The sequence below is a fragment of the Arthrobacter ulcerisalmonis genome, assembly GCF_900609065.1.
GTDB classification, from domain to species: domain Bacteria; phylum Actinomycetota; class Actinomycetes; order Actinomycetales; family Micrococcaceae; genus Arthrobacter; species Arthrobacter ulcerisalmonis.
In genome coordinates, this window is the sequence record NZ_UXAU01000013.1 from 97596 (window position 1) to 118432 (window position 20837).

Annotated in this window: 21 protein-coding genes; 8 read left to right on the forward strand and 13 right to left on the reverse strand. The window is 64.3% G+C overall.

Going from position 1 to position 20837, the window contains the following annotated elements:
• Nucleotides 1-115 precede the first annotated feature (115 nt).
• Nucleotides 116-1765 (reverse strand): MDR family MFS transporter, encoded by a 1650-nt coding sequence (locus PSET11_RS03850; protein ID WP_124090794.1) that lies wholly within the window; start codon nt 1763-1765, stop codon nt 116-118.
• Nucleotides 1766-1875: 110 nt separating this feature from the next.
• The gene (gene rraA, locus PSET11_RS03855) at nt 1876-2370 is read right to left on the reverse strand and encodes a ribonuclease E activity regulator RraA (RefSeq protein ID WP_124090795.1); all 495 of its coding nucleotides are present in this window, start codon (nt 2368-2370) and stop codon (nt 1876-1878) included.
• Between the two features lie 131 nt (nt 2371-2501).
• On the opposite strand from rraA, the gene PSET11_RS03860 reads away from it, so the two are divergent.
• From PSET11_RS03860 to PSET11_RS03875, 4 genes are all read left to right on the forward strand, one after another.
• Complete coding sequence (locus PSET11_RS03860) at nt 2502-3785, forward strand: MFS transporter (RefSeq protein WP_124090796.1); 1284 nt, start codon at nt 2502-2504, stop codon at nt 3783-3785.
• A 159-nt stretch (nt 3786-3944) separates the two neighbouring features.
• Nucleotides 3945-4553 carry a TetR/AcrR family transcriptional regulator gene (locus tag PSET11_RS03865; RefSeq protein ID WP_124090797.1) on the forward strand — a complete coding sequence of 203 codons (609 nt, stop codon included), beginning with the start codon at nt 3945-3947 and terminating at the stop codon, nt 4551-4553.
• 150 nt (nt 4554-4703) lie between these two features.
• Nucleotides 4704-5207, forward strand: coding sequence for a DUF456 domain-containing protein (locus PSET11_RS03870; RefSeq protein ID WP_124090798.1), 504 nt, complete (start codon nt 4704-4706; stop codon nt 5205-5207).
• 51 nt (nt 5208-5258) lie between these two features.
• Nucleotides 5259-6248: a hypothetical protein gene (locus PSET11_RS03875; RefSeq protein ID WP_124090799.1), complete on the forward strand. Its 990-nt coding sequence runs from the start codon at nt 5259-5261 to the stop codon at nt 6246-6248.
• On the opposite strand, the gene PSET11_RS03880 is transcribed toward PSET11_RS03875, so the two are convergent.
• Nucleotides 6222-6869: a LysE family translocator gene (locus PSET11_RS03880; protein ID WP_124090800.1), complete on the reverse strand. Its 648-nt coding sequence runs from the start codon at nt 6867-6869 to the stop codon at nt 6222-6224. The genes PSET11_RS03875 and PSET11_RS03880 overlap by 27 nt on opposite strands.
• A 105-nt stretch (nt 6870-6974) precedes the next feature.
• Between PSET11_RS03880 and PSET11_RS03885 the strand changes: the two genes are divergently transcribed.
• Entirely contained in the window at nt 6975-7430 is a 456-nt protein-coding gene (locus PSET11_RS03885; RefSeq protein WP_124090801.1) for an Lrp/AsnC family transcriptional regulator, read from the forward strand.
• A 36-nt stretch (nt 7431-7466) separates the two neighbouring features.
• On the opposite strand, the gene PSET11_RS03890 is transcribed toward PSET11_RS03885, so the two are convergent.
• The 3 genes from PSET11_RS03890 to PSET11_RS03900 form a co-directional block, all read right to left on the reverse strand.
• A complete protein-coding gene (locus PSET11_RS03890) occupies nt 7467-7979 on the reverse strand; it encodes a hypothetical protein (RefSeq protein WP_345788808.1) in 513 nt (170 codons plus the stop codon).
• A gap of 149 nt (nt 7980-8128) precedes the next feature.
• On the reverse strand, nt 8129-9625 hold the full coding sequence (locus PSET11_RS03895) for a WXG100 family type VII secretion target (RefSeq protein ID WP_124090802.1): 1497 nt from the start codon (nt 9623-9625) through the stop codon (nt 8129-8131).
• An 87-nt stretch (nt 9626-9712) separates the two neighbouring features.
• Nucleotides 9713-10180 (reverse strand): Lrp/AsnC family transcriptional regulator, encoded by a 468-nt coding sequence (locus PSET11_RS03900; protein ID WP_124090803.1) that lies wholly within the window; start codon nt 10178-10180, stop codon nt 9713-9715.
• A 325-nt stretch (nt 10181-10505) separates the two neighbouring features.
• Between PSET11_RS03900 and gluQRS the strand changes: the two genes are divergently transcribed.
• A complete protein-coding gene (gluQRS, locus tag PSET11_RS03905; RefSeq protein WP_124090804.1) occupies nt 10506-11396 on the forward strand; it encodes a tRNA glutamyl-Q(34) synthetase GluQRS in 891 nt (296 codons plus the stop codon).
• A gap of 15 nt (nt 11397-11411) precedes the next feature.
• Nucleotides 11412-12146: an HD domain-containing protein gene (locus tag PSET11_RS03910; RefSeq protein ID WP_124090805.1), complete on the forward strand. Its 735-nt coding sequence runs from the start codon at nt 11412-11414 to the stop codon at nt 12144-12146.
• Here PSET11_RS03910 and PSET11_RS03915 read toward each other — a convergent pair.
• The 7 genes from PSET11_RS03915 to PSET11_RS03945 all read right to left on the reverse strand — a co-directional run bounded on the left by PSET11_RS03915 (nt 12143) and on the right by PSET11_RS03945 (nt 20168).
• Nucleotides 12143-13507, reverse strand: a complete 1365-nt coding sequence (locus tag PSET11_RS03915; RefSeq protein ID WP_124090806.1) for an ATP-binding protein — start codon at nt 13505-13507, stop codon at nt 12143-12145. The genes PSET11_RS03910 and PSET11_RS03915 overlap by 4 nt on opposite strands.
• A gap of 109 nt (nt 13508-13616) precedes the next feature.
• A complete protein-coding gene (locus tag PSET11_RS03920) occupies nt 13617-15134 on the reverse strand; it encodes an amino acid permease (protein ID WP_124090807.1) in 1518 nt (505 codons plus the stop codon).
• A 26-nt stretch (nt 15135-15160) separates the two neighbouring features.
• The gene (locus PSET11_RS03925; RefSeq protein WP_124090808.1) at nt 15161-16603 is read right to left on the reverse strand and encodes an aspartate ammonia-lyase; all 1443 of its coding nucleotides are present in this window, start codon (nt 16601-16603) and stop codon (nt 15161-15163) included.
• An 8-nt stretch (nt 16604-16611) separates the two neighbouring features.
• The gene (locus PSET11_RS03930; protein WP_124090809.1) at nt 16612-17664 is read right to left on the reverse strand and encodes an asparaginase; all 1053 of its coding nucleotides are present in this window, start codon (nt 17662-17664) and stop codon (nt 16612-16614) included.
• A gap of 23 nt (nt 17665-17687) precedes the next feature.
• Nucleotides 17688-18410 carry a FadR/GntR family transcriptional regulator gene (locus PSET11_RS03935; RefSeq protein WP_124090810.1) on the reverse strand — a complete coding sequence of 241 codons (723 nt, stop codon included), beginning with the start codon at nt 18408-18410 and terminating at the stop codon, nt 17688-17690.
• Nucleotides 18411-18526: 116 nt separating this feature from the next.
• On the reverse strand, nt 18527-19144 hold the full coding sequence (locus PSET11_RS03940; RefSeq protein ID WP_124090811.1) for a uracil-DNA glycosylase family protein: 618 nt from the start codon (nt 19142-19144) through the stop codon (nt 18527-18529).
• A gap of 115 nt (nt 19145-19259) precedes the next feature.
• Nucleotides 19260-20168, reverse strand: coding sequence for a hypothetical protein (locus PSET11_RS03945; protein WP_124090812.1), 909 nt, complete (start codon nt 20166-20168; stop codon nt 19260-19262).
• Nucleotides 20169-20281: 113 nt separating this feature from the next.
• On the opposite strand from PSET11_RS03945, the gene PSET11_RS03950 reads away from it, so the two are divergent.
• Nucleotides 20282-20779 (forward strand): hypothetical protein, encoded by a 498-nt coding sequence (locus PSET11_RS03950; RefSeq protein ID WP_124090813.1) that lies wholly within the window; start codon nt 20282-20284, stop codon nt 20777-20779.
• Nucleotides 20780-20837 lie beyond the last annotated feature (58 nt).

A 20837-nucleotide genomic window follows, 5' to 3' on the forward strand; every position in this document is an offset into this window, starting at 1 on the left:
GCGTTCCAGTCCGGCGCACCTCTGTCAGTGTTCCACGGGTTTGTCCGGGGGAGAAACGAAACGGGAGGCACCAATGGTGGTGCCTCCCGTTTCGGATTGCCGGAGAACTGGGCGGTCAGTGCGCCGCAGCAGGCTCCCGGGCCGCTTTCGGGTCTGTCAACTTCTTGTTGGGAAGCGCAAAGCTGATGAGGAACGCCACACCCGTGAGGATGGCCGCGGTCAGCATGACGGTGTCGATTGCCCCGGCAAAGCCCTCGGTGATGGGCCGCGTCAAGGTGCTGTTGGCGGTATGCAGCCAGCTGGTGTCATTGAGGGAATCGTTGGAAGCGCCGTTCTGGAAGAACTCGTACAGCTTGGCATTGGCAGGATCGGCCGCCACGGCCGGGTCTTTGAGGACGGCTTGGTAGTCGGCGCTGGTCAGGGCCGACTTCATCCCATCAGCGATCTTGCTGGCTGCGAGGCTGAAAAGCATCGAGATGAACACGGCGGTGCCCACCGCGCCGCCCATAGAGCGGAAGAATGCCGCGGAGGACGTTCCCACGCCCATGTCCTTTGCCGGTACGGAGACCTGCATGGCCAAGGTCAACGGTTGCATGCAGAAGCCCAACCCCATGCCGAAGAACACGGCGATGAGGCCCGGTACCCAGAGGCCGGTGTCCACACCCAGGACCAGGCCCATCACCAGCGCGGACGCGGTGAGGATAGCCGTGCCCACGATGGGGAAGATCCGGTAGGTGCCCGACGCCGAGATGGTCCGGCCAGCCGTGATGGAACCGGTCAGGATACCCACCGTGAAGGTGATCATCATCAGGCCAGCTTCCGTGGGGGTGAGCCCCTTCACCAGCTGCAGGTACATGGGCAGCATGGCGATCGCGCCAAACATGCCGATGCCAATGATGAAGTTCAGCAGCGAGGACAGGCCGAAGGTGGTGTTGCGGAAGAGCCGGAGCGGGATCAGCGCGTAGTCGCCGGCCCGCCGCTCCGCCAGGATGAACCAGACAATGCCCACCACACCAAGGCCGTAGCAAAGGAACGAGTTCACGGAGGCCCAGCCCCAGCTACGTCCCTGTTCGGCGACGAGGAGGAGGGGTACGATCGCCAGGGTGATAGCGGCAGCACCCCAGTAGTCGATCTTCTGCTTCATGTGCTTGGCTGGCAGGTGCAGGTAAAGGAACACCACAGTCAGCGCGGCTAGGCCGATGGGGATGTTGATGAAGAACACCCACCGCCAGCCGTCAAAGCCCAAGATGTTGGCGGAACCGGCAAAAGCCCCACCCACCACGGGGCCCAGCACCGACGAGATGCCGAAGACCGACATGAAGTAGCCCTGGTACTTGGCGCGGTCCTTAAGCGAGACAATGTCGCCAATGATGGTCAACGCCAGGGCCAGCAGGCCACCGGCGCCCAGGCCCTGGATGCCACGGGCAATAGCGAGTTCCGTCATGGAGTGAACGGATCCGGCGTACAGCGAACCCACGAGGAAGATGGCGATCGCCGTCAGGTAGAGGGGCCGGCGGCCAAAGATGTCGCTCAGCTTGCCGTAGAGCGGCGTGCTGACCGTGGAGGTGATGAGGTATGCGGTGGTGGCCCACGCCTGGAGGGACAGCCCGTCGAGGTCGTTGGCAATGGTGTAAATAGAGGTTGACACGATGGTCTGGTCGAGCGAGGCCAGGAACATACCCAGCATCAACCCCACCATCACGGTGACAATCTGGCGCTGGGTCAGCGCCTCGCCAGCGGGGCGTGCCGTTGGTGTTTTGGGCATGGGATCTCCAAGAAGTACAGGCCGGAAGCGTTAATAGTTGCTTTCAGTAACTATCTTACTCCCGCATTTCTTCCCGTGAAGGAAAAAATACTTCTCTGTGACCCCGTAGCTCAGGGCTCCACCAGGATGCCGTCCGGGTCGCACCAGACCATCGCGCCGGGACGGAACCGGACGCCGTCGAGCACTACGTCCACGTCCACCTCGCCAGCGCCGGCCTTGGCGCTTTTCTTCGGGTTGCTGCCCAAGGCCTTGACGCCCAAATCCAACGCGGCCAACGCAACCCGGTCACGGATGGCGCCGTTGATCACGACGCCGGCCCAGCCGTTTAGCACGGCGCTCTCGGCGATCATGTCCCCCATTAACGCCGTGCCCAACGAGCCGGCGCCGTCCACCACTAGCACGGCACCGTTGCCCGGGGTAGCCAAGGTGGACTTCACCAGGGCGTTGTCCTGGAAGCAGCGGATGGTGCGGACGGGGCCGCTGAAGTGTGAGCGGCCACCCAGGGACTGGAACTGAAGAGCCAAGGAGAGTAACTCGTCACCGCGCTGGTCGTAAAGATCTGCAGTGCTGACGGTGGGTACTGACGATGGGGACGCGGCGCTCATAGCGGCTCTCCTTTGAGTGGGGGCTGACGGGTCAGCTGATGCGATGTTTGGTTCCAACCACTAGGGGCGGTCCGGTACCGCCCACGATAGTCTGATTTCTACCTCGCCAGTCCTTTCAGGAGCGCACGTCAATGAGCCTGCCCCAGCCTTCCCTGCCTTCCGAACCCGGCCCGGCGCATTCTTCGTCGGCAGCGCTCGCCGAGCCTACTCACAAGGTGACGGCCCGCTGGGTCACCGGCCTGGTCCTGGTCAACGTTGGCATCAACGCAGCGTTCTTCGGACCCATCAACGTTTTCATCGGCCAGCAAGCCATTGATATTGATGCCCCCAGCAAGGAGGCCATCCTCTCGCTGGTTACCGCCTGTGGCGCGGCCGTGTCCTTGGTGGCGAATCCGCTCTGTGGTGCCCTGTCCGATCGCACCACTTCCCCCCTTGGCCGGCGGGCGCCTTGGATCCTTGCCGGAGCCGTCTTGGCCACGGCCGCTCTTTTGGCGATGTCCGGTGCAACGTCGGTGGCGCTGATGGTGTTGTTCTGGTGCTTCGTCCAGCTCGGGGCGAACGCCGCCTACGCCGCGATCACGGCCGCGGTCCCGGACCGGGTGCCTGTCGCGCAGCGCGGGGGAGTGGGTGGCCTAGCAGCCATGGGGCAGACCCTCGGTATCCTCACCGGTGCGGTGTTCGGTGCGGTGGTGACCGGAAACTACATGGTGGGGTACTGGCTGTGCGCCGCCGCCATGCTGCTTTCTGTCGTGCCCTATCTCTTCCACAGGAATGATCCCGCCTTGCCCAAGGACGGCCGGTCGAAATTCCGGCTCGGCAGCTTCGCCAAGAGTTTCTATATCAGCCCCCGGGAGCACCCGGACTTCGGCTGGGCATGGCTCACGCGGCTGCTGGTCAACGTGGGCAACCAAGCCACCATTGTGTATCTGCTGTTCTTCCTCCGGGACGTCATTGGCTATCCAGATCCGGCGACCGGTGTGCTGATCCTGACGGGGATCTACGCGGTGATGGTGATGATCACCGCCGTCCTGGTGGGTCCGTGGAGTGACAGGGTGGGCCGGCGGAAGCCGTTCGTGATCGGTTCCTCCGCCACCATTGCGATGGCGGGAGCCATTATGGCGTTCTTCCCAGTCTGGCCAGGGGCGCTGGCTGGGGCGGCGGTGCTGGGGGTCGGCTTTGGCGCGTACCTGGCGGTAGATTTCGCCCTGCTGACCCAGGTGCTGCCCACCGCTGCGGACCGCGGCAAGGACATGGGGGTCATCAACGTGGCCAATTCGCTGCCGCAAGTGATCGCCCCCGCGCTGGCGTTCCTGGCTGTTCAATTCTTCGGCGGCTACGTGACACTCTTCATGGCTGCTGCTGTCATTGGGCTGCTGGGCGCCGTGTTTGTGGTGAAGATCAAAGGCGTCTCCTGACGCCCAGCCCGGCTGGGTTGGACCGCCGTGTAGCTCCGCTGGCTGTGAGTTCGCCGGGAGCTCGAATGTTACCCTGCGGTATAGTTAGGGCCGACTGCAGGCCGTCCGGGCGGGGGTGCCCTGGCTGCCGCTCCAAGACTCCCAACCTCGGAAATGTAGATGCCTGAGACGACTCCAGATCATCCGCGAAGTGCCGCCATGCCCGTTGCCCCTCGCCAACGGCTGCGCTACCAACGCGTCTTGGAAGCTGCGTCCCTGGCTGCCCGTGGCGGGCTCGACGACGTTGACCTCAGCCATATTGCTGAAGCTGCGGACGTATCCCTCGGTACCGTCTACCGTTACTTCCCCACGAGCGCGCACCTGATGTTGGCACTGTTCAGGCACCAGCTCGTGGAACTGCAGGCCGCTCGGACTGCCTCCGCGGGGAGGTTATCGGGCAGGGCGCCGGCTGGCCTGGTCACGGAGATCTTCCATCTGCGGGTCATGCAGCCGGCGGTGGATGAGTGTCTGGCGAACGCCGCCTACGTGCCGGGGACCGAAATTACCGAACTGCGACGCGAACTGGACGCGATGGCACACGCAACAGTTGCCGAGACCTGCGGGGACGGTGGTGCGGCCACCGTGCTGCTGCTTGCCGTCAGCGGCCTGGTCCAGTCGGTCCGGAACGGACGCCTGACCCAGCAGCAGGCGGACAAGGACCTCAAAAAGGCCTGCGCGTTACTGAAGCCGGCAGATCAGACTGCACTTGATGTGGACAGGACTGCCTAGCTGGCCTAAACCAATCCTGCAATAAGCAACCGCGAAGTCCTGCCGGAGGTAGCGTACAAGTATGCGGCGGTCGTTGCCACCGGCCGCCAGTGCACCCGTGGCGGCTGCCGCCACGGCGGATTGACCACCAGCCGCCCCTAGACTGGGCGGATGAGCTCTGACACTGTGGTGACCATCCTGTGTGGCATCGCCATCGCCGTGGGCGTTGCCGGCACCATCATTCCGGTGCTTCCCGGCAGTATTTTGATCGGCGCCAGCCTTTTGGCCTGGGCCATCTGGGGTGGCGCCGGCACCGCCGGTTGGGTGGTCTTCGCGATCGGTATGGCCTTTGTTGTCGCCGGAATGACGGCCAGCGCGGTGCTCACGGGCCGGAAACTCAAGCAGCACGCGATCCCAGGCCGAAGTGTCCTGGTTGGACTGGCCCTCGGCCTCGTGGGCATGTTCGTGATTCCAGTGGTGGGCCTCTTCATCGGATTCGCGCTTGGTCTCCTGATCAGTGAACTCATCCGGACGCATGCACCCCGCAAAGCACTTACCGGCAGTTGGGCGGCACTGAAGGCCACCGGAGTGGGCATGCTGGTGGAGTGCGGCCTGGCCACTTTGGCTGCCAGCACCTGGGTGATCGGCGTGTGGGTGGCTGCCGCGAACACCTGAATCATCCTGGGGGACGGCGGCGGAGGCCGCGCCCTTGGATAGCATGGAGGCATGAGTGTTGGGGATTCCGGGCCGATCTATCAGGACACCCGCGACCTCACCCCCTTTGGCCAGCCCCAGTTGTGGACCCCGGTCCGGGGCCTCACGGACACCGTGGGTGGACTGCTCTCCGGCATGCTGGGCGGCCGGGAATCGACACCGCTGTCCGTCGATGGCGAGGTGCCGCGGCTACAGCGCCGGGAATCGAGGACGGCCAAGGCCTTCCACCATGCGGTCTACTCCTCCGGACAGCCGGAGAAGCTGCTCGCGTTGACCCGCACCTACCCGGGCTGGGCGGGCGTGGGGCATCTGCTGGCAGGCTTGCAGGCCTACCGCAACAAGGGTTTCCGGCAGGCTTCGGAACTGTTGCGCCGGGGGCTCTCGGTAAGGAACGACGACGACGCGAACCACTACGCGCAGACCTACCTTTCGCGGGTGGTCACTCGGGTGGAGGTCGCCGAAAAAGTTGAGGTTCCGGTGCTGTTCAGCGAGGAGTCGGTGCTGTTGGCGCTCTCCCACGCGCTGCGCGAAATAGGCCGCGCCGACGATGCGCTGAACACGTTGGCCGGCCTGCCGCCGTCGTTACCCACCGCGTTGGCGCGCAGTTCACTCGCTTTGGGCCTGGGCCGCAGTGGGGCCGTCATCGCGTGGACCGAGGGCCTGCTCAACGAGGACGATCTTTCCGCCGCCCTGCTGTTGGTGAGGGCCCGCGCCCTTCGCCAGGAGGGCTGGCTCGAGGAAGCGCAAGAGGCCATCAACGAGATCCTTCGGCGCCGCGGAACGGCCCTGCTGCTCCGCAACGATGCCATCTCTGACCGGGCGGCGTTGCTCTTGGATGCCAGCAAAAGGAACCTGTCTCCCAAGGAATGGGCCAGACGCCAAGACCCGGCCAAATCGCGCCGGGACATTGACGAGGTGGAGCGGATCCGGCGCGACCACGATCAGCGCAGGATCTGGAAGCAGGAGTGGGAGCGGCTAGGCGGGGACCAAGGGAACCAATAGGGGTACCACCTGTTCGGCCAGGAGCACACCGCCCAGGCCCAGCATGATCACCCCGCTGCTGAGCGTCACCACCCGCGCGGCGCCTGGCCGGCTCTGCAGAATGGACCGGGCCAGCATGGCCACGGCTGTGTAGACCAAGGCGGTCAAGGCCACGAAGGTCAAGCCCAACAACCCTGACTGCACCGGCACTGGGAAGGTGGCCTCGGCGCTGACGAACTGCGGAATCAACGCCACATAGAACAGCAGCCCCTTGGGATTGATCCCGCTGGTGCCCATCCCCTGGAAAAAAGTCCGCAGCTGGGTTGCGCCGGCGCTGGCAGCTCCTGCTTCAAAGCTGGCGCCACGCCAAGAGCGGAGCGTGCTGGCGCCAAGCCACATCAGGTAAGCGGCACCTGCAAGAGTGAGCCAGCCCAAGACCCCCGGCACTCCGGTGAGCAACGCGGCCAAGCCAGCCACGAGCAGGACGGTATGCAGGACGTAGCCGCTGCAGAGACCCGCCACCGCCGGCACGAAACTCCGCTGCCGCAGCCCTGCCGTGATGGAGTAAGCCCAGTCCACGCCGGGCGTGCAGGCCAACGCCACGGCAACCAGCATGAAGGCGAGGAACAGTTCGGGATTCATGGGTCTCCTGTCGGCGGTTGGCTACAGGAAAACTTTAGGAAGGTTCAGGCCAAAAGTGCTGTCCAAATTTAGCGCTCTGAGCGGCCGAAGCAATATTATTATTGCGTGATTGACCATATTGACAGGAATATCTTGCGCCACCTTCGCGAGGATGGCCGGATGACGGCCACGGCGCTTGCGGCCAAGGTCGGATTGACGGTGGCGCCCTGCCATCGAAGGCTGCGCGATCTGGAGCGTTCGGGGGTGATCCGCGGCTATCGGGCAGATATCGACCCGGCCGCCGTCGGACTCGGGTTTGAGGCCAGCGTCTTCGTGACCCTCCGGCAGGTGGACAGGGCCACCATGGAAATTTTCGAAAGTCGCGTGGCTGAAAGCCCGCAGGTGGTGGAGGCGCAGCGGTTATTCGGCTCGCCGGACTACCTGCTGAAGGTGATTGCCGCGGACCTGCCCGCCTACCAGCGGTTCTACGACGCCGAGCTGACGTCTCTGCCCGGCGTCGAGCGGCTCACCTCAACCCTGGTGATGAAGAACCTCAAGTCCAACGCTGGTCCGCCAGTCTAGGCAGGCGCCACAGCCGGGCTTGGATCTTGACCGGCGCTAGTCGAGGGGCCGGACGTGGACCATGATGACGCGTGAGCCTGTTTCGCCGTTGAAGCGCAGGTCGTAGGTGACCTCAAGGCCCGTGCTGGTCCCCGCGGTGATGGCAAAGTCGCTCTTCCCGCTGGGATCCGCCTCGGTGCCGGAAATCCAGCGTTCGGCGGAGCCGGCATCGATGCCATAGCGTGTCACGGCATCACGGATCAGGCCGAAATACTCTTGGTCTGACGCAGCGGTCAGGAAGAACGTGACTTCGCTGAAGTCGGACCGGCTTGCAGTGGTGTTGAACCGGATCCGGTCGGTCTGCGCGGTGATCTCCCCATCGGGCGCCGTGATGCTCAAGGCGATCTTGCCGGCGTCGCGGGTGTTGATCTCCGGGCCAAAGCTGTCCGGGGTGACCTGGACGGCGGACTTTTCCAATTTGCCCGAGCTCATGTCGAGTTTCGCTGCGCCGGACGCGCGGATGCTGTCCACGCCGGCGGCGTCCAGGGTGGAGAATTCGGAAGTTTTCACGGTGCTCTCCTGCGAGGTGGGGCTGGTGGTGGGATCTGGGACGGATTGGCAGCCACTCAAGGCCAGCCCGGCTGCAACGACCGGAAGGATCAGGCGGACGACGGCGGCCCGCCGCTTTGATGATTGAGTGTCGGGAGGGTGCGGCCAGGTCACTGGTGCACCTCCGCGCCGAAGCCGTCAACGAACCGATCCATGATGCCCGGAATGTTGTTGGTGGGCCGGTACTGCTCCACCCGGTCATCGAAGCTCGAGCCGATGATGGCGGCTGCCCGGTCCGGGTCGGTGGCCAGTAGGTTTTGGTAGGCGGGCAGGGTGTCCTGGCGGATGAGTTCCCAGCGCTGGTCCGCATTGGCAATGTTGCCGTCAGGGAAGCCAGTGGTGAAGTCGGTGCGGAACTGGGTGGGGTTGTCCCAGTTGGTAAAGGGAACGTTCTGCGGGCCGGGGCTTTCGACGCTGAACGTATAGGGGAACACTTCCGGGTAGCTCTTGGCCCCCGGGATGGACGGTTCGCCCGCCAACGTGACCAGGTACGTAACGGCTTCGCCACCGGGATGGCTGCGCATCGCGTCGTAATCATCGGCGATGATCTCGTTTTGCTCGCGGTACAACAGTGAGGTGTTGCCTTCTTGGACGCGGTCCGGGTCGCCGGAGGCGATGTCGGCCCACGCATCGGCGGTGCCGGCGTCGATGGCTCCTGAATCGCGGAGCCGGTTGATCTCCTCGATTCCGCCGGTTTGGTAGGCCTGGTGCTGCCGGGCCTGGTCGAGGAAGATTTCCTTGTTCATGTCCAGCATGCTGGTTTCGTAGAACCGGATTTCCTCATCCGTCATGGTGGCGAGGTCTTCGATCTGGTCCAGGATGGGCAGTGGCACGTCTGAGACCGGATTGTTGGCGATCTGCTGGGCGATGTCCCTGAGCATTGCCATGTCTCGGAAGCCGCCCGCAAAGGACGGGCCGATCATGTTGGCCATGCCTGCCCACTGGAGGTCAGGGTTCGCGAGGTACGCCTGGCCGTAGTAGTCGTAGACGCTGCGAATGGTGTCCCAGTTGGCCTCGGTTCCCTTCGCGGTGTCCCAAGCGGCCAGGTCGATGCCCATGTCCAGCAGGGCCTGGTTGTTCCAGTAGGAACTGAGGAAGGTGGCGTACTCCCGCGAGTTCTTCTCGATCAGGCCGGAGTCGGCGGCCGCGTCCATGGCGGCCTTGGCGGCGTCAGGATGAGCCAGCGCCCACTCGCTGAACTCCTGGCTCTGCAGGTAGGCGGCCCGCTCATCGGGCGTCATCGCGGTGAGCTTGTCCGTCAGTGCCTGCGCCGCTGCGTCGGTGTCACCCGGGCCGGGTCCGCTAGATCCCGGGCCGCCTGAACCCTGTCCAGCCGAACTGCTGCTGGCCTTCTCCTGCTCGTCGGCGTTGGCTAGCAGCGCCTTGGCCGCAGCTTCCAGTCCGGCGGTAGCGGACTTCAAGAATTTCACATGACTGCCGGTCCAATCGCTCCGAAACCGATCGGCGTCGCGCCCCTTCCAAGGGCTTGCACCGATGGTCCCGCCCAACTGCTGGCTGAGCGTAGTGAGGCGGGTGGCGCCGCCAGTAAGTTCTTTGGCGAGTTGCCGGAGTTGGGCAACATCGCTGCCATAGAAAGTCCCCGCCATGTGTCCCTCCGAGTTGGATCCTCCGCCAGCCTAACCGGGAAGGCGCGGTGCCGCGATGGGTAGATCTCCCCGGCCGGCTGGTTTCGGCTAGCCGGTCAGTAAGCCGGTGGTGCGGTACGGAATGACCTCGCGCAGGAACATGCTGGTGGAGGTGCGGACAATTCCCGGGCAGAGCCGGATCTCCTCGGAGACCCGGTACAGGTCATCGGGGCTGGTGGCTACCACGCGGATGAGCAGGTCAGTGTCTCCGGCTGGGGCGTGGCATTCGAGGACCTCGGGAATGTTCCGCAAGGCAGCGATGGCCTCATTGAGGTGGCTCTGGTCCAGTTCGGCGCTGACGGCGGCCGCCACGCCACGGCCCAGGGCGGCCGGGGTGACCCGGCTGCTGTTGGGCCGGAGCGCGCCGGACTCGCTCATTCGTTCCAGCCTGGTCTGCACCGTTCCGCGGGCCAGCCCCAACTTTTGGGCTAGGACCATGATGGGCATCCGCGGGTCCTGGTCGAGTGCGCCAAGGATTCGCTTGTCCGTGCTGTCGAGTTGGGGCAATCTGATCATTTCCTGCCTGGTATTGGATGATCCACTGATCAGTCTGACTAGATAAACACTAGCCTGTTGCGCGGTCTGCTGGTGTGATGGTGAAATATTGGCAACAGGTCACGGGCTACCGCCCCGATCCTACGGCTACCGGCTCCACCGGCACACCACCCGGACGCTGTATCCGCCTCCCCGCCAGGAGGTTGCCCGCTGATTGACTCTTGTTCACGCTGTGTCATTCCGCTCCTGTTCCAGCCAACGCCAAGGGCCCCTGAGCCATCGAGGACATCCACCAGAGTCCTCGGTCGCTGAGGGGCCCTTGCGCTGTTCAGCCTAGGCTTGGGCCATGACTTCTGCTGGCCGATTCGCGCCGAGCCCTTCCGGGGACCTCCATGTAGGCAATCTCCGGACGGCTGTCCTGGCATGGCTCTTCGCCAGGTCTACCGGCCGGCGCTTCCTGATGCGGGTAGAGGACCTGGACCGGGCGCGGGCAGGTTCTGAAGCGACGCAACTCCGTGATCTGGCCGCTCTTGGCCTTGATTGGGACGGTGGCATCGTCCGTCAGACGGACCGCTCTGGGCTGTATGAGAATGCCATCCAACAGCTGGCAGCCAGCGGACTCACCTACGAATGCTTCTGCACTCGGCGCGAAATCCAGGAGGCGCCGTCGGCCCCGCACGCGCCGCTGGGCGCCTACCCGGGCACCTGCAGGGAGCTCAGCCGCGCCGATCGCGCCGTTAAAAGCGCCAGCAGGCCCGCGGCAATCCGGCTCCGCGCAGCAGTACAAAGCGTCACTGTCCAGGATGGCCTGCGCGGCACGTACCGGGGGGTGGTGGACGATTTTGTGCTCCGGCGTAACGATGGTGTGACCGCCTACAACTTGGCGGTGGTGGTGGACGACGACGCACAAGGAATTGACCAGGTGGTCCGGGGCGACGACCTGTTGCCGTCCACTCCCCGGCAGGCGTACCTCGGCTCTCTCCTGGGTATTCCAACACCGGAATACTTCCACGTTCCGCTGGTGCTCAATGCTGCCGGGGCACGGTTGGCTAAGCGGGACGGGGCCGTGACGCTGACCGATCTGGCGGCTTTGGGGATGCCAGCCGAAACGGTCCGGGAGCTGATCCTTGCCTCACTGGGACTGGCCGCTCCGTCCCTGGCGGGCGCGCTCGCAGACTTCCACCCGGCTCGCCTGCCCCGTGAACCGTGGATATGGCAGCAACCGACCGGCCAATGAGCCTAGGCTTGGAGTATGCCAGCAGATCAGCCAGACGAGTCCATGCCCAGATTCACCGTAGCCACCGCCCGCGTGTTGGCCGAGGTGGCCCACGACCGGCAAAAGGACAAGCTCAAACGCCCTTACCGTGAGCACGTGCTGGCAGTAGGGGACGCATTGGCGGATTTCGACGACGACATCCAGATCGCGGGCTACCTGCACGACATCGCCGAAGACACCCCCATGACCAGGCAGGCGCTGCTGGAGATGGGCGTCTCCGAGCGCGCCGTGGAAACCATTGAACGGCTCACCAATCGCCTGCATGAGAACCCGGACGACTACGCCGCCATCATCCGTGAGATCGCCGATGACCGCGATGCCACGCTCGTCAAGATCGCAGACAACGCGCACAATTCGTTGCCCGAACGCGTCAAAGCCCTCGCCGCGAAGTGGCCAGGCAAGCCGCCAGTCACAAAATACCGCGACGCCCGCCCGGTCCTTTACGCTGCCGTGCCTGCAGAGGACGTCCGCATGATTCTGGAACGCATCAACCCGTGGCTGCTGCCGGTGCTCGACAAGTTGTCCGCCGTCGATGATGGCGACGACGACAATAACTACGCGGACGCCGGCGCCGCTGCCGACGGCGCCAACGCGGCCGATACTGGCAGGGACGCCACTAGCTCACACGCTGATGATGACAACACAGCCGACAGCGCTGCCGACGACGTTGCTGATGCTGACAGTGACGCCGACGCTGTCAGCGGTTCCTAGACTCGCCCCAGCGCGTCGATATCCACCAGGAAGTCCTCGTGGACCTCTGCGCTGACGGTGGTTCGGGTCTCGCTGATGGCGTCTAGGTAGTCCTGGGTGACGGGGCCGCGCCGGGTGGTTGCTCCCGTTCGAGAGGTGCGGGCGCCAGTGTGGTGGGCGGTGCCAGTACCCCCGGACCTGTCGGTGCCCTCGAAGTCGGAACCGCCGTCGTCGTACACCGCTTTTTCCAGCGCGCGCTGGGAAGCGCTGCGGGCTGCGTACTCGATATCAGCGGGCGAGAACCCCTCAGTACGTTCCACTAGGAGTTGCACGTCAACGGAGTCGACGACGGCCTCGGGGATGAAGCGCTGCCACATGGCTCCGCGCGCCTGCCGGTCCGGGAGGCCGATCGGAATGACGTAGTCGAAGCGGCCGTGCCGCAAGAACGCAGTGTCTAGCGCGCGGATGAAGTTGGTGGCGCAGACAAGCAGCCGGCCGGGTTGCTCGCGGAACGTAGGAATGATTTTCAGCAGCTCGTTCGTGACGCCTTGCAAGGGAGACGGTGGCTCACCGGATCGTTGGGAGGCAATTTCCTCCACCTCGTCGATGAACACCACGGCATGCTCGAGTTCCGCGATCTCCAGAAAAGTCTCGCGGAGGGCGCCAGCCAGGCCTTGCGGATCGGCCGCGAGCCGGCTGGGGAAGACCTCGACGAATGGCCATTCCAACCGGGAGGCGATGGCCTTGGCGAAGGTGGTCTTGCCCGTACCGGGCGGGCCGAAGAGCACCACCGCCCGCGGCGGCACCACGCCAAATTCGTCGGCGAGGTCGGCCTCGGCCAGCGGAAGGACAAGCCGACGTTCCAGGAGCTCCTTTTCCTTGCGCATACCGGCAACGTTTTCCCAGAGGTCACGGGCCAGGACCCTGCCGCCCAGCTGACCGAGCGCGCCGAGCTCCTGGCGCTGGACAGGAATGGTCCGTTCGAAATAGCGTAGGTTCTTTTTCAGCGCAAAACCGCGACCAAGGAAGGCTTCCACCCGGGTTTCGGACTCCGGCATGAGGGCCGAGAGCTTGTTGAGTCCATGCGGTGCCATCCGATGTTCCACAGCGGCCAACAGGGACGTGCCGATGCCCCGGCCGCGGAACTCGGGCAGGGTGGCCAGGAAAACGATCCAACCCTGGTCGTGGGCGGCGCGACCTACTGCGGCACCCACCACCTGATCGCCCTGCACCGCCACCACGGCATGGTCCTTCTCGCAGGACGCAAGGACCTCGGACAGGGCGTAGACCGGTTCCACGTTGGTGGCCTTGAGCGATTCCCAGAGGTGCAGGATGCCGTCCAGGTCAGCCGAATGGAAATCCCTGATGCGCCAGTTGGTCATGGCTTCCCTCCCGGGAGGTTCGTCGTTGAACATGCGAGGTCGTGGGAGGTCTGCCCGCGTAAGGCAAGGGCAGGGTCACTCCTCTGGAGCAACCCTGCCACATGCTGCGTTACTTGTTCTTGAATGTGTCTGCCGGTGGATTGGCGATGACGGGAGCTGTGCCGGTGAATCCCTGCCGGGTGCTGGCGATTTCCCTGATCCGTTTCCGGCAGGCAAACCAGCCCACCACCATCAGGGCCGAGGCGATGCCGGTGACGAGCATGGTCAGGGGTGAATCGATGAACACCATGATCAGCACACCTACCAAGAACAGCAGCGAGAGGTATCCGGTGTAGGGGGCGCCGAACAGTCGGAAGCTGGGCCGCTCCAACCAGCCCTTGTCGGCCCAGCGCTTGAGTTGGAGTTGGCACAGGACGATGGTGGCCCACGTCATGATGATGCCCACGGAGGCGACGTTGAGGACGATTTCGAACGCGTCGGCGGGGACTAGGTAGTTCAGTGGGACGCCGAGGAGGGACACTGCGGCGGTGATGGCAATGCCGCCGTACGGGACGCCGGCCTTGTTCATCCGGGAGGCGAACTTGGGGGCCGAGCCGTTCACGGACATGGAACGCAGGATACGCCCGGTGGAGTACAGGCCGGCATTCAGCGAGGACAGTGCTGCCGTGAGGACCACCAGGTTCATGATGACGTCCACGCCTTCAACCCCGATGGAGCCAAAGAACGTCACGAACGGGCTGACGCCAGCCTGGTAGGACGTGTACGGCAGCAGGAGGGCCAGCAGGATGATGGAGCCAACGTAGAACACGGCAATCCGGAAAACTACCGAGTTGATGGCCTTGGGCATGATCTTGTGTGGGTTTTCCGTCTCGCCGGCTGCGGTGCCCACCAGTTCAATGGAGGCGTAGGCGAACAAGACACCTTGCATGAGGATGATCATGGGCAACAGGCCGTTGGGGAAGATCCCGCCGTTGTCGGTGATGAGGGTCAGGCCCACTTCTTGGCCGTCCACGGGGGTCCCGAAGATGACGAAGTAGGTGCCCACCAGGAGGAATGCCACGAGGGCGGCGACCTTGATCAGGGCGAACCAGAATTCCATCTCGCCGAAGACTTTCACGGACACCAGGTTCAGACAGAGGACTACGACTAGGGCGATCAGCGCCCACGCCCACTGCGGGACGGCAGCCATCCAGGGGACGTAGTTGCCGAAGAAGTTCATGTAAATGGCGGCGGCAGTAATGTCCACGATGGTGGTGGTGGCCCAGTTGATCCAGTAGAACCAACCGGAGACGAACGCGGCCTTCTCGCCGAAGAACTCGCGGGCATAGGACACGAACGAACCAGACGAAGGCCGGTGCAAGACAAGCTCGCCGAGGGCTCGGAGGATCAGGAACGCGAAGAAACCACACACCGCGTAAGCAATGACCAGCGACGGGCCGGCCTCAGCCAAACGGCCACCAGCACCGAGGAACAACCCGGTACCAATAGCACCGCCGATCGCGATCATCTGGATCTGCCGCGGCTTCAGGTTTTTGTGATACCCCTGGTCCTCGGCGTGGAGGGAGTTTTCACTGGCGTGCGCATGGCCACCATCAATGATGTGGTCAGGAATGGGGGGATTAGTCATGGGAGTTTCCTTCCGAGGTGCCGGGCTCAGGCCAGCTGCTGGTTGCTGAGGTTTGCGAGGCGTTCGGGGCTGAGGAGTTCCTGGAGCTGAACGGAGGTGAGCAGTCCCTTTGCAAGGACCAGCTCTGCCACACCCTGCCCAGTTGCGAGGGCTTCCTGGGCGATGGCGGTAGCGGTGGCGTAGCCCAGTTGGGGGTTCAGGGCGGTGACAAGGCCAATGGATTGTTCCACCGTACGGCGGAGGTGTTCGGTGTTGGCGGTAATTCCCCGGATGCAGCGTGCCGTGAGGGTGCGGCAGGCTGCTTCGAGGTGCGAGATGCTCTTGTGGAGACTGTGCACAATGATGGGTTCGAAGGCGTTGAGCTGGAGTTGTCCGGCTTCGGCGGCCATGGTGATGGTGACGTCGTTACCGATCACTTCATAGGCCACTTGCGAGACAACTTCCGGGATCACGGGGTTGATCTTGCCGGGCATGATGGAGGAACCTGACTGGACAGCAGGCAGGTTGATCTCACCGAAACCCGCGCGGGGGCCTGAGGAAAGCAGCCGGAGGTCGTTGCAGATCTTGGACAGTTTCACGGCGACGCGCTTGAGGACACCGGAGAGGTGCACGAACGCGCCGACGTCCTGGGTGGCTTCGATCAGGTCCGGTGCGGTGACCAGGGGCAGACCGGTGATGGCGGCCAGGTGCCGGCAGGCTGCCTCGGCGTAGCCAACGGGGGCGTTCAGGCCGGTGCCGATCGCTGTGGCGCCGAGGTTGATCTCGTGGATCAGTAGTTCAGCTTCGGAGAGCCGGAGCCGGTCCTCGCCGATGGTGATGGCGTAGGTCCCGAATTCCTGCCCCAACGTCATGGGGACAGCGTCCTGCAGCTGGGTCCTGCCCATCTTGACCACCGTGCGGAACTCAAGGGCCTTGGTGGCGCATGCTTCTTCCAGTTCGGCCAGTGCGTCGAGGAGTTCCCGGGCGGCGAAGATGGTGCCGAGCTTCACCGCCGTGGGGTAGACATCGTTGGTGGACTGGCTGAGGTTCACGTGGTCGTTGGGGTGCAGCCGGGCGTAGTCACCCTTCGCATGGCCCAGGATTTCCAGCGCGCGGTTGGCGATGACCTCGTTGGCGTTCATGTTCGACGACGTCCCGGCACCGCCCTGGATCACGTCCACCACGAACTGGTCGCTCAGTTGGCCGGCCATGATTTCGGTGCAGGCCTGCTCGATCGCGGTTGACCGCTCAGCGTCCAGCAGGCCCAGCTCGCGGTTGGTCCGGGCGGCAGCAAGTTTCACGGCTGCCAGGCCGCGGACCAGGTGCAGGTTGGAGGCTAGCTTCTGGCCCGTGATAGGGAAGTTCTCTACGGCGCGGAGCGTGTGGACGCCCCAGTAGGCAGCTGCGGGGACGTCGCGGTCACCGAGCAGGTCGTGCTCGGACCGCAACGCGGGGAGCGCTGCGGATTCTTCGGTCTGGGTGGTGGTCATGCTGGTCCTCACGGGGCTTCGTTGACGGGCTTGGACGGGGCGGGGCCGGTTGGTTCCGCCCGGGTAAGAAAGTCGGTGGCCTGTAGGCGGCCCACAGGGTGGCCGCCGCCCAGGACGGGTGCAGTGGCAATGGCTGCAAGGGGTTCGGTATTCACTCCGAGGGCCTCGAGGAGGGCGACCGTGGCGGGCATTCTGGCGCGATCGCCGCCGTCGGAAATTTTCACGGCCACGGCGCGGCCATCGGGGAGGCCTACCAGCTGCACTCCTTCGAAACCGTCTTTTGCCACCGATCCGGGGAGTAGGCGCATGAGTGCGGTGACGTCCCTGCTAACGCCGGCCACCATATCCGGGTGCTGCTGCATGGCGAGCCCGACGGCGGCTTCCGCACTGCCGTCGTCGGCCGCTGCGGCTTGGGCGATGAGGCCGAAAGCGCGGGCCATGCCGCGGAGGGTGAGCGCAAAGAGCGGGGTGCCGCAGCCGTCAGTGCTGAGCGCTGCGGGTTGCTCGCCGGTCAGTTCGGCCACGGTGGCGGCGACGAGCTGCTGCAGCGGATGGGTGGGGTTGAGGTAGCCCTGGACAGGCCAGTCGTTGATGACGCAGGTGGCCACCATGGCGGCATGTTTGCCCGAGCAGTTCTGCGTCACCTGCCCGGCGCTGCCGCCGTGCCGCAGCCAGTCTTCCCGCTCGGCCACGCCGTAGGGCAGATCGGTGCTGTTGGCGAGGTCCGCAACGCTGCGACCGTGCAGGGTGAGAGTGCGGACGGCGCCGTCGCGGTGCTGGGCCGCGCCGGAGTGGCTGGCGGCTGCCAAAGCCAGGAGATCCGCGGGCAGGACCAGTCCCGCCCGGACCATCGCCACGGCCTGCAGCGGCTTCAGCGAGGACCGGGGATAGAAAGGAGCCAGCGGTTCGCCTGCAGAGGCCAGGATTGCGCCATCTGCGCCCACGGCGATGGCTGAGCCGTAGTGGATGCTTTCCACGAGGCCGTCGCGGGTGGCGGCGACCAGCGGGACGTGCCGGGCAAATCCTGCCTCGTGGGCAGCGGAAATCGTGGGGGAGTCCATGGTGTCCTTGGGTGGGTGCGGAGTCAGTTATTAAGAATGGAGTCCAGGGCCAAGCCAACGGCATCGAGGTGCCGGGCCATGGCGGCGCGGGATTCTTCGGCAGAACCGGATTCAATGGCCGCAACAATGAGCTGGTGTTCACGGTCTGAGGCGTGCTGGCGGTCAGCCACCATGTTGAGGGTTTCGGACTGGTGCGCCATGGCTTCGCGGATATCCGTCACCACTTTGGCGAAGACCTTGTTTCCGCTGGCAATGGCGATGGTGGCGTGGAAGCTGGCGTCCAGGGACACCCAGGCTTCGAGATCGTTTTCTGTGGCCATCTGGGCCACGATCTGGTGCAGCGTTTCGACTTCCTCGGCGGTTCGACGCTCAGCTGCCAGCCCAGCAGCCGGGATTTCGATGTGGGGGCGGGCTTCGGTGAGGTCCCGTGCCGAGTATTGGCCCAGCGTGAGGTCGTTGGCCACCTTGTTGGCCACCACGAACGTGCCCTTTCCCGTTTTGGTCACGGTGAGGCCCAAAGCCGTGCAAGACCGCAAGGCCTCGCGGATGACTGAACGGCTGACGCTGTAGCGCTGGGACAGTGCGGCCTCGGACTCGAGCTTGGTGCCCAACGCCAGGAATCCCGACTCGATTTCTGCGCGGAGGGTTTTGAAGACAGCTTCGGCGGCACTGAGCCGGGTAAGCGGCGGGGCTGCGGCGCTACGCGGGACGGGCTGTCCTGCTGTCCGGCTGTCTGACAGGTTCACGGGTTAAATATGGCACCGGTCACATCGAGTGTCAAGTGGCTCACCTCGAGAGCGCCACGCCGTGGAGGCTCGCCAGCCATCCCCGTTGTCCCGCAGCACGCGGTGCCGACGGCTCGTTACAGGTGCTGGATGCCGGCCCGCTGCATGGCGTCCTTGTACGTATCCACGTTCTTGGTGACCAGTTCCTCCTGCTTGGTCTCCGAGACGGCGAAGGCCCGGCCGCCCAATGCTGTTGCCTTGTAGATCTTAATGCCGCTGTTGCGCAGCGACGAGTGATAAGTCTTCTCAAACAGGGCCAGGAACGTGGCGGCATCAGTGCCATGAGCGATGATGGCGGACACCCGGGAATTGATCTTCAGGAACTGGCGGAACGGGCGCAAGCCATCCGTTTTCTCCTGCACACTCAGCGCGGACGGGAGGCCCTGGTCGCGGATCCACGGGTAGGCGTTCCATGGCATGACGTAGCGAGGATCAAGTTCGGCGAGATCATAGATCTGGGTGGCCCGCCGGGCGCCTTCGTCGTCATTGTTGTGAGAGATGAAGCCAGATTCGGTGCCCTTTCCGGGGCTGACTTGCAGGCTGACAATCCGGCACTCGTCTTCGTCGTGCACTGGATCGATGTACGGGACGGTGGAACCTGGCTTCTTTTCCATGAGTTCATCGCAAAGCTGGGTAACTTTTGCGATGTTCGGTTCCTGTAGCAGGGCCTTTTTTTCATCCCAGTCGATCGTCACGATTTCTCCCTCGGCAGCAAGGCGTCCAATATCGGCGTCCTCTTCCACTCTACGCTTTCCGGGGTGTCGGCGGCACTCAAAACCGAACTGCGACGCCTGGACCAGGACCTCCGGATCACACCGCCCCGCCAAACGCGCAATGCAACTTCACATCGCCCACGTCCACGCGTTGGGTGAATCCCACAAACGCCCAGCCTTCCTTCAACATCAACGGCGAGGGGTAGACGGCAAAGACTGAGCCTCCCCCCGGGCTGGGTATGGCTGCCAACGGAGCGCTCCGGGTAGGCGCAGACCACAGGTTAACCAGGCCAGGCTCCGAGTCGGGCCAGGGCGAGCCGGGGCAAATTCCACCCCAGGCCGGGATGGGTGCCGTTTGGACGGGCCACGTCTGGTCGCCCTCGGTATGCACGGTGATGGTGCGTTGCTGCAGGCCAGTCCCTGGTTCGGAGCAAGGGACCCGGTCATCAATAACCCGCTGACGCAGCCGCTGCGTAATTTCGACCCTGCCCTGACCCGGAACCACTGAGTCCACCGCCGTGCCGCACTTGCCGCTTTGCGCGATCGGGTACTTGACCTGTACGGCGCCCTGGTCCTGGAGGAGCCACAGGTACCAGAGCCGTTCGTAGGTGTTGTCGCCGCTCCTGGAAATGCTGGCAACGGCGTCATCGTCGCCGTCCCCATCCACATCGCCATAAGCAACGTCCTGGAACTCGAAGCTGCCGGCGCCTTCTGCTGCCTGGACGGTGGCCTGGCCGTCCACCAGGGTCAACGCCACCGGCACCTCGACGCCGCCTGCGGAATACAGCCATGGCACATTCCTGAGATCAACAGCCCGGATGTCCTTGGCCGCCGCGGGGGGCGACTCGTTGCCCTGCACTCCGGCGATGGCTGCCGGATCTTTGGACGCATCTGCTGGCTGGCCCGAGGGCTGGTCCGTTCGCGGCCCGGCAGGTCCGCTGCAGGCGCTCACCCCCGCAAGTGTCAGGACTGCGGCGAGGGCAACAGAGTGACGCGACAGTCGCATGGGGTGGCCTTTGGTTCGGCGGAACGGCGTTGCGCCGAACCTACGACGACGGACTGAGGCTGTCAACGCAAAATCTGGTCAAGTCCGTTGCGGCCTTACTGTTCAATGGATTCATGCAGTTCAGCAAGAAGGATCTCAAGGCCGAAGGTTTCAGCGGCTTCCGCGCCATGACAGACCTGGACATCAACCGCGTTCCACAGGGTCCGGGGCTTTTCACCATTTCTGCCCCCGCAGACTTCGAACCACGATTCCTCAAGACCAGCGTTGCTGGGACCTTCAAGAAACGAAATCCCACGTTGTCCAAGGAGGAATTGGCCGCGGAATGGGTGCCTGGCGCAACACTGCTATACCTGGGCAAGGCAGGGCCGGGCAGCCAGGGTAACCGAGGCCTGCGGCGGCAAATCAAGGAATTCCTTGATTTCGGCAGAGCCAAGCCGCCGGGACATTGGGACGGCCGGCTCGTCTGGCAACTCCTCGACGCCGAAGACCTGGTCTTTGCCTGGAAAGAGCTTCCCGCCGAACAACTCGGCACCGCCGAGGCTTCCTATCACGCAGCGTTTGTGGAACACCATGGCAGGTTGCCCTTCGCCAACCTGACCCAGGCCCGCTGACCCATCTCGGAGCCTTTTCCTGGATCCGCCGACCAGGACCCGCAGGCCTGCACCGCCG